Below are 9,645 nucleotides of genomic sequence, written 5' to 3' on the forward strand. Positions count from 1 at the left end.
AATCGAACAAATCATACTGGCTTATCATTTGAGATATTTTGAAATCAACTAGCACCACGGGTAAAAGCTATATTATTAATGCCTTAGAACTTCCCTATTCTAACGCGAAGCTAGAAGCAACCAACAAACTCATCAAAGATATCAAACGACAAGCTTTTGGATTCAAGACATTCAAGAACTTTAAAACTAAAATACTCATCGCTTTGTATACTAAAAGGGTCAGGGGAGTGACCCTTTTAGGTTGTCTCTCGAAAACCGGAAAGAGACAAATAGAGAGAACCGGAACGATTCTCTCTAGATGTTAATTATAAGTCACCAACTACAGTTGACGAAGAGTCCAAAAACAATAGTATTAAAAATTTTGAAACTTTCTTTAGCATACCAAGTCTAAAGTCCACAGTTCCTTATCCCTAAAACTCTTTGTTTTAAATATTTTCTTATAAGATTGGAATAAATTATCAGAGTATTCTGAACTGACATTCAATCTGCTTTATACTAACTTATTCTTATGCTATTCAGATAACTAACTGCCATCACTAATCTAGCTTTTTTGTCTGCTACGCCTTACCGCTACACCAAATCCCAATAGCATCAGACCAGAAAGAGCAAAGTGAACTGTTTGTGATTCACCAGTCTCTGGTAATATAGTTTCTTTTGCAACGTAAGTACTTTGGAGTTTATTATTTTCATTCTTCTTATTATATTGAATATATCCTGTTTTGAACTTACCAGCATTATTTGGTGTTTCATCAGTATTCTTTGTAATCGCTGTTTCTGAAAATAGTGTTCCTTCTATCCACCTTAAACTATCAAAGATTAGTTCCTTGCTATTACTAATAACATAAGCATCATCTATCCATTCAGCGTTTTCAACATTGGGTTCAGTCGCGTTACTGTTAACATAAGCATCGTCTATCCATTCAGCATTTTCAACATTGGGTTCAGTCGCGTTACTGTTAACATAAGCATCGTCTATCCATTCAGCATTTTCAACATTGGGTTCGATCGCGTTACTGTTAACATAAGCATCATCTATCCATTCAGCGTTTTCAACATTGGGTTCGGTCGCGTTACTGTTAACATAAGCATCATCTATCCATTCAGCGTTTTCGACAATGGGTTCAGTCGCGTTACTGTTAACATAAACATCGTCTATCCATTCAGCGTTTTCAACATCGGGTTCGGTCGCGTTACTGTTAACATAAGCATCATCTATCCATTCAGCGTTTTCAACATTGGGTTCGGTCGCGTTACGGTTAACATAAGCATCATCTATCCATTCAGCGTTTTCAACATTGGGTTCAGTCGCGTTACTGTTAACATAAACATCGTCTATCCATTCAGCGTTTTCAACATTGGGTTCGGTCGCGTTACTGTTAACATAAGCATCATCTATCCATTCAGCGTTTTCAACATTGGGGTCAGTCGCGTTACTGTTAACATAAGCATCGTCTATCCATTCAGCGTTTTCGACAATGGGTTCGGTCGCGTTACTGTTAACATAAGCATCGTCTATCCAAACTGAAGAGGTAATCTTTGATACCGAACTTGGTTTCAAAGTAAAAGCTTTACTAGATACAATACGCCGTGGTGCTGTACCCTGATTAATAAGCACAGTGGTTACTTGCATTGATAGACCACCTGTTTGCTCATCCACACTATAAATCGTTCGGGTTTCTGTGACTCTTGGTTGTCCTGGAATAACTTTATCTGGACTACCAACAAGGGTATTACCATCATACTCAACCATTTCAGAAAGCACTTCTTCTTGACGAACAAGTTTAGGTTTAGTACCGACAACAATCTCTTTAGCAACAGCTGGCTTGGTGCTTAGAATAGTTGTTTGATCAACTACTGCCTTATCGCCATCAAGACGATAAGAGGTGCGAGTAGTAGTGATTGCAGGACTTCCCTCAATGCGAGTCACTCGTTTGTTGGCTTCAATATTATCATCAGCAACATAGCGAACAGGAATATCTGTTCCCACCAGCTCTTGAATGAGAGATTTAGTACCGACTTGTATCACTGTATCAGTAGGATTTTCGATCAATCGACCAGTGAACGCAGAGGCTTTACCAGATTGACCTAAAATAGTAACAGGCTGGCTAGCAAAAGCGAGTTGGTCATTTGCCTCATATCGAATTGATGGCTCTACGATAGAGTAAGCTTTATATTCCCACGTTCCAGTGAACGTAAGTGGTCCTGAAACCACTTGTTCATTTGCTGGATTCCATCCTTTGAATTTCCACTCACCTGTCGCATCTTTACTTTCAATTACTACATCTGTATAAAGATTTGGCACTGAGATAGTTTCATTTTCAGCCACTGTTTTTCCACTAGGTAGGGGAGCTTTTTGGACATCAAAATTAGTTTCTTTACCATTTTCAAAACTATAGCGATACGAAATCTGATAATTTTTAGGTTGTCTAATCGGTGTTGCTGGATTGATAACCATTGCTTTAGTACCAACAATACGCTCAGGGGCAAGGCCAGCATCTACGATAACTTCCTCAACCTTTTCAACTACTTTACCAGTATCCTTATTGAGAGTATAAGTCTTACGGATTTCAGTTAGTTTTGGTCGACCAGGTGTTACTTTATCAGGTGTTCCTGCTAAAACATTTGAATCCTCAACCACTTTTTCTGCTAAATCTTGACTTATTTGAGTGGTAACAGGTTTAGTACCGACAGTCACAATTCGAGGAGAACCCTCATAAACAACGGTTTGTTTGTTAACGTCATCAAGAACAGCTGTTCCATTAACTAATTCATAAGGGGTTGTCACCTTAGTTCTAGTCTGGCTACCCACATCAGTAATGACCATGTGCCCTGCAGAATCTTGTTCGTTTGCTACAAATTTCAATCGAATTTTTGATATTTCCTCGGTTACAAGTGGCTTAGTACCAACTGATATCGTCGTTGGAATCGCTTCTTCCGTGGTTTCTGTGATTTTAGGCACAGCTTTACCATCGACAATGTCAAAAGTGGTTCGGATTGTTGTTTTTTCAGGGCGACCTTGGTTAACTTCTGTTTTAATATTAGCTTCTTTAGCATCATCTCTAACATAAGTAACAGGAATTGTACCTGCTTCTCTAACCTCAACCTTTGGTTTAGTACCAACGGTAACAAGCTGACGCGTTGGATAAACAACTATATTACCTGTAATCCCTGATTGTTTTCCAAGAATACCAGGAATCTTAATAACATTGTCAGTGCCTGCTTCACGATCCTGGTCCGCCTCATAAGCAATCGAAAAATCAACAGGCTTGTAAGGCACAAACTCCCAAGTTCCAGTGAAGGTCAACGGTCCTGATACCAATTGCTCTCCTGGTGGATTCCACCCCTTGAATTGCCACTCACCACTCTGGTCTTGACTGGCTCTAACTTGATTGTCAAATGTAGTCGGCGGTGAAACTTTTTCTCCATCTAATACCAATTGATCAGCTGGTTTTACAATATTTTCTGCTCTGAATCGTTCTTCAGTTGCTCCTCTTATCGTAAATTCGTAAGTGATTTGTCGACTCTCCTTTGGAGCGACAAGGTCTTGTGGCTCCCAGAGGCCAAAGAAAACGTAACTTTTGCCATTATGCTCTTTTTTCAATAACCACTTTTTAAAGACCCATTTTTTATTATTGCTGACGACCGTTTCTGTAATCAAGGCTGGGGTTTTAGGCTCTGTCAGACTAATATCTCCATCGTTTTCAGGAAGGAGATGTCTAAAATCATCTGCCCTAAATAAAGGATCATTTTTAGATTCAGATGCCTTAAATTCATGGTAAATATGGTAAGGTTCAAGGTATCTATAATCGTTTTGAGGTGTTTTTTCTAAGGTTTCATCTAATTGTTTGGCAAGCACTATAGCGTCGCCTGATTCAGCATAAACATAAATCTTCTTATCCTGATACCTACCTGTTTGAGAAATAACTTCAATCGTAGGATTTTCAAGCAAAGTCGATACTGTCAACGTCCGCGCTTCATCAAAACTTAGCGTTCCTGAACCTGTTAACTTAGAAAAAGTAAGAGCATTATCTTGAGCCCTCAAGATAGCGTCTTTCTGTAAAGAAACATGCCCGCTAATGCTAGCATTTGGTGCTAGACTAACAGCTGCTTTTGGAAGTAGAGTGACATCTGTAACGTTTTCAAGCGTCAGATTGGCAGGTTTGCCACTAAAGATAAGATTAAGCTCACCACTAATAGCCTTAAAGCGATTCGTCTGATTCGTTGCATAAGTGATGGTTGCTTTGCCGTTTGTTTCAACACCTTGACTTAGTTTTGCACTATCACTAATTGTCGCAGTGCTAGATCCTGAAGTGACTAATTTCTCAAATTCACCACCCTTGATAGTCGCATTGGCAGCATTTAGAACTACTGTCGGCTTGCTACCTGTGCCATTAGGGTTATGGGTACGAATACCTTGATCAATCATGACATCGGCATTAAAGGTCAAAGGTACAGACTGCCCGCCATTCCCCACTGAAAAAATCTGCAAGTTTCCTGTCAGCGTGACTGGTTTATTGAAAGTCAAGGATTCATTGAGGTTCAAGCTACTGCTTGTTTGCGAATCGATCGTTAAAGCTTTATTAACGGTCAACGAACCAACATTACGGCTACTATAATCACCAACTAGGCGAATAGTCCCGCCGTCTCTTACTTTTAAGATAGCATCATTTAGATTATTGAGGGGCTGGTCAGGTGTTTCACCATTGCCATTTCCTGTTCCAGAGACATAGATAATGTCAAACGTTTTAGGTTGATTAGATGTTATTCGCCAAATCCCCTTATAAGTTGTTATGGTTTCAAGAGGATTGCTTGTATCTTCTTTCAGTATCTCCCAGTTAACAAAAGTGTAAGTCTGATTACCGACAGTAATCGGAGATTGTGGTGCTACTGGTGGTTGAGATTTGCTTGTTGCCTTTACAATTTCTTGTGGTAATGCTAACTCAGGCAAGTTAAGCGCTCCACCTTTATCATCTTGATAAACGTACTTAGTAGAATACAAGGTCTTAAAGAGGTTTTGCTTATTCGGATCACTTGTCATGGTATCCGTTTCTTCTATGATACGTGAAAAGAAATTCAGCTTTAACTCTCGAACATTTTTTAAATTATTGGTAATGGTTGATTGTTTAACTAATTCAGAAGTTCCTGCCGGAAACTGTGTCTTTAAAACTTGTAAATCTGCACGAATAGCTTGCTCAAGTTTTTCGGGAGTATAGAGGTTCTTGATTTCTTCTGGTATATTCTGTAACTCTAATGCCAGTAATTCCTGGTATTGTTTTATTTTAGTCTCTTTACCACTTGCTTGTGTTTGACCTGCAAGGGCATTTGCCTTATTACTATGCTTAGTCTTGAGATGATTGTAAAATTCCTGATCACTTGAAAATTGATCACTCAAATAAGCAATCATAGTATCGTAACCTTGATAGGCTAAAAGTTCATGAGCATTTCGTTTAAAGGATAAATCACCAACAGTATTTTTTCCAACTGGAGCATAGTTAGATCCGTAAAAACTATCAAATAAAGGTAAAAAGTCATAACCATTTGTTTTAACCTTACCTAAGCGATCAATACCTGACTTAATAAAACCTGCTGAAACATAGCTACCATTGACCAAGTCTTCTAAATTTCTAGGAGCTTTTTGACTAGGGATGAAAACATCATCTGTCGAATTTCCTTCTTCGCGATCTTCTTGTGTGACTTGGTTAAAATAGTTCTTTTTCTCCTCGTCTGATAGGATACGAAGAGCTATATCAGCTTCTTTGGCCTCCATCCACATGATGAGTTTCATGAGTTTCTTTTGATAATTAGCTAGTTTCTCAGGTGTGTCCAGAGCTTCTAAAGGCTGGACTTGCTTCAAGGTGTCATCACCTCTACCATCGGTTGGGACAATAGTTGTATTTAAATTAAAGACAGGATAAACATTTCCTGGAGCATTTGTTTGCGTATTATCACGCGCCTCAAATAAACCTCTAGCATACACCTCAGGTCCTTGACCGTCTCGTCGACCACCTTGACCATATTGTTTATCAAAGAGCACTTCTCGATCATTAGCATGGGTCATCTCGTGCGAATAAAGCCCCGGACCTCTACTGCTACCATCTAACAAAGGAATCGTAAAGGAGTTGAAGAGATCTTGACTGGCTTGTTCACCTTCAATACCAGATCCAACTCTGTAGGAAGAACTGTCAAATTTCAAGGGGGCTATCAAATTCCGAACCGTGTCATTAGTGGCTTGAGTCTGCCAAACACGCCGATCCTGACCATTGACAAATCTCCCTGTCATCAAACTGTCTCTAGCAATTAGAGGAGCTACTGTTTTTGGAGTCTTATCTGTACCATAACGACTGGCCTCGCGAAGAAAAGTATTGTAGTTTTCAAACTGATTGAGGTTTTTGACCATCTTAGGGAGGTCAGGTTGAGCACCCGTAGAAAGGCGTTGTGGAGCGTCTGGATAAACATCTAAAATCCCTAATGTTACCGTATCACGTGTTGACCCAACAACAGCACCTTCTCCTTGAGACAAGACAGGAATCAAGAGATTTAAGCGATGCAGAAGATCCGTTGTATTTCTAGGATCTTGTTTGGATAAGTCAGACTCTGGCATCAAGGCCTTTGAACGATTTGTAACATACTCATCTAAGGGCGTTGGACCTGCTAATTTTTCAACCAGTTTTAGCGCATTATTGCCACCAATGATTGGTTTAATCTGAGTTTCAAATAAACGTTTATGATGAATTAGAAGGCCAGCATAATCCGCCTTGGTCTTCAACTTGTAAGCATTATCATAATTACCTATTCGCTTTAGATTATCAAGTGCTTTTGATTTTCTAAGACTATTATCAAGCAATACTTGTTCAGCTTGTTGCACTATTTTAGAAGGGAGGTTGTCTTCAAAAGTGTATTGCATATTGAGCAAATACATTCCACGAAGAAGAGAAGCTTTTTCTTGCCAGACATTGTCCAATACTTGACCTGTCAAGACTGTCTTTGCCAGATGGCTCAGCGTCTGAGAATTTTGAGCAACATATCCCTCAATGGTTGGATCAGAAGTCAAAGTAGCATTATACTGATCTAGCATCGCTTTTTCAGCTCGTTTTACAATTTCAGTTCCTTGAGCCCCTGCTCTTCTGGCATCGCCTAAAGCCTTTATATAAGCTGGGCTTCTTCTGCCATAATTGGTATCCCTACCAATCTCATTAAAGGTTTTAGCAAGTTTCAAACCCGGCAAGACATTCTCAATAAAGTGGTCCTGAAATTCGGTCACTAAAGCATTTGAAATGCGGTCTTTTTCATCTGGTAATAAACTATCATAGGTGGTTTTGTTTTGTTGCTTTAGCTCATCTAAGACCGTCTGATAACGCTCCTTACGATTAGCAAGGTCTCTTACCTGTCGCTTAGGTGACTTGGCCGTCTCAGCCATATCGTCTACTAGAGCTATCTCGCCATCTTTCTCAGAAACGTCTTTAGTAACAGCACTCTCCAAACTTTCTTCATTTTGGACTTCTCTCGTATGACGGAGACGTGGTTTGTCGTCGGTCCTTGTGGTTTCATTGAGGGCGTTATCTGACGGTTCAGATACTGGCTTGGGCGCTTCTGCTAGTTCTATAGCCTCTCCTAACACCGCTAAGGCTGGGCTTGCTTCCTCTTCTACTGATACTTTTACTGCAAAGGTAGCATTTTCTGGATTCTCTGAGATAACAGAGTCCGCCATATTGGTTGCATAAGGTTGAACCTCAGCAGATTCTTTGGGCAAGACCTGATCCCTGACAACTACTGTAGTCACCTCAGGTATTTGAGGGCTTTCGCTTGCCAAATCAGGCACACCCGTTGCATGTTCTTGATTTGACAAAGGCTTTGCTGCAATTCCCTCATCGGCATGAACTGTCTGAGTTGACCAGGCAAATCCAATACAAACAGACACAACTCCGACAGATAATTTTTTAATTGAAAATTTATGTTTTCTTTCCATTATTACTCCTTATTATTCTTCTTTATATCATATTTTCAAATTTTTCTGCGTTTCTTAACTATTCAAATTAAAAGACATTCATTAATGAAACAAACTGAATACGCGAAATTCTTATTCACTTATTAGATCAGTGATTATCTCCCTTTAATTAAGTATTCATTTCAAGGTTCATAGTTTCAACAGCTGTCTCTAACACCCTCATTACAGATAAACTGTGATCCAGTGCTTCCTTGACTTTATCCTCTTTTTGATTACTAAGGATATCCTCAAATGCGACAAATTCGGCATGCATGCGATGGTGGTCACTATTATGATTAAGGACTTCTGGTACTTGTCCATTTAGGGCAAAATTAATTTCTGGCAGGGTATTTGTCGCTCCCAGCACTGCCAATGACCCTTGGTTTCCTTGAATGGTCGACTTAATTTCTGCGCTGCAATCTTTAGCACCGATACAAACTGCCTTGAATGTTCCATAATCCATCACCAAAATCCCAGATGTATCCACACCTCTTTCCATGTTAGCCAGATACTGAACTTGCTTAGGCTTCCCAAAAAGCCCAACGACAAAGTGGATATTGTAGATATTGAGGTCACGAAGTGCTCCGCCGCCCTTTTCAGGATCGAAAGCAGGCGCAATTTCCCCACGCTTAAAGGCATCATACCGCGACGAATACTGTGAATAGTTACAATTAACAATCTTAATATCACCAAGTTCTGGCAGTTGTTTTTTGATGATTTTAAAATTCTCTAAATATTGATTGGTAATGGCTTCAAGTAGAAATAATCCTCTTTGTTCAGCGATGGCAATCAAGCCTTCTAACTCTGCTAAACGCAAGGTAAAAGGCTTTTCACAGATGACGTGTTTGCCCGCTTCAAGAGCTTTTTTAGCATAATCATAATGCAGATGATTGGGAAGTCCTACATAAATCGTGTCAACTTCTTGATTGCTTAAAACCTCATCGTAATCACAACTAGCTTGAGGAATAGCATACTTTTTCGCCAGTTCACGCGCGGTATCAATAGAGCGAGGTGTTGACATGATAGCTTCAAGCTCAATCCCCTCAATGTCTTGCAAGACTGGCAAGACTTCCTTGACAATCATCCCAGTTCCTAATAAAGCTAATTTCATAAAAAATCGACCTTTCTGTAACCTTTTTCATTCTCTTCATTTTATCAATAAATTGGTCATAAATCTACTTACCCGATATTGATAGACGATGCATTTATGGGCACCTCTAAAAACTCCCTAACTTTCCCCAAAATGAGATAATAGAATCAAAAGTAATGAGGAGAGCTGTCATGCATTTAGTCACAGACGATGAAAAAATCTTGTCAAAACTATCAGAGAAAGGTAATCCCTTAGAACGTTTGGATGCCATTATGGATTGGACTATCTTTCTTCCTTTGTTGTCAGAGTTATTCAGTCCTAAAGATAAAGTCATCAGTCGTGGCGGTCGTCCTCACCTAGACTAGCTCATGATGTTCAAAGTGCTCTTGCTTCAACGTCTTCATAACCTATCTGATGATGCCATGGAATACCAACTGCTGGATCGTCTATCTTTTCGTCGGTTTGTTGGTTGTCATGAAGACACTGTTCCAGATGCGAAAACTATCTGGCTCTATCGTGAGAAATTAAGAACCTGTATTCATAAAAAATGTTAAACTAAAGATATGGCACA

General features: G+C 39.5%; 2 protein-coding genes and 2 pseudogenes. 2 read left to right on the forward strand and 2 right to left on the reverse strand.

Translation table 11 applies throughout. The annotated features are described in order from the left end of the window. Positions 1-62: 62 nt before the first annotated feature. Positions 63-305: pseudogene (locus tag ACMZ6U_RS07310) on the forward strand (transposase); the annotation flags it as partial. Between the two features lie 236 nt (positions 306-541). Here the strand turns inward: ACMZ6U_RS07310 and ACMZ6U_RS07315 are convergent. Both ACMZ6U_RS07315 and ACMZ6U_RS07320 read right to left on the reverse strand, forming a co-directional pair. Next, entirely contained in the window at positions 542-7,966 is a 7,425-nt protein-coding gene (locus tag ACMZ6U_RS07315) for a ZmpA/ZmpB/ZmpC family metallo-endopeptidase (protein ID WP_416107529.1), read from the reverse strand. 148 nt (positions 7,967-8,114) lie between these two features. Beyond that, positions 8,115-9,095, reverse strand: coding sequence for a Gfo/Idh/MocA family protein (locus ACMZ6U_RS07320; protein ID WP_416107531.1), 981 nt, complete (start codon positions 9,093-9,095; stop codon positions 8,115-8,117). Positions 9,096-9,265: 170 nt separating this feature from the next. Between ACMZ6U_RS07320 and ACMZ6U_RS07325 the strand changes: the two are divergent. Continuing rightward, a pseudogene (locus tag ACMZ6U_RS07325) lies at positions 9,266-9,601 on the forward strand (transposase); the annotation flags it as partial. Between the last annotated feature and the right edge of the window lie 44 nt (positions 9,602-9,645).

It is taken from the genome of Streptococcus pluranimalium, from assembly GCF_047785745.1.
Taxonomy (GTDB): Bacteria; Bacillota; Bacilli; order Lactobacillales; family Streptococcaceae; genus Streptococcus; species Streptococcus pluranimalium_B.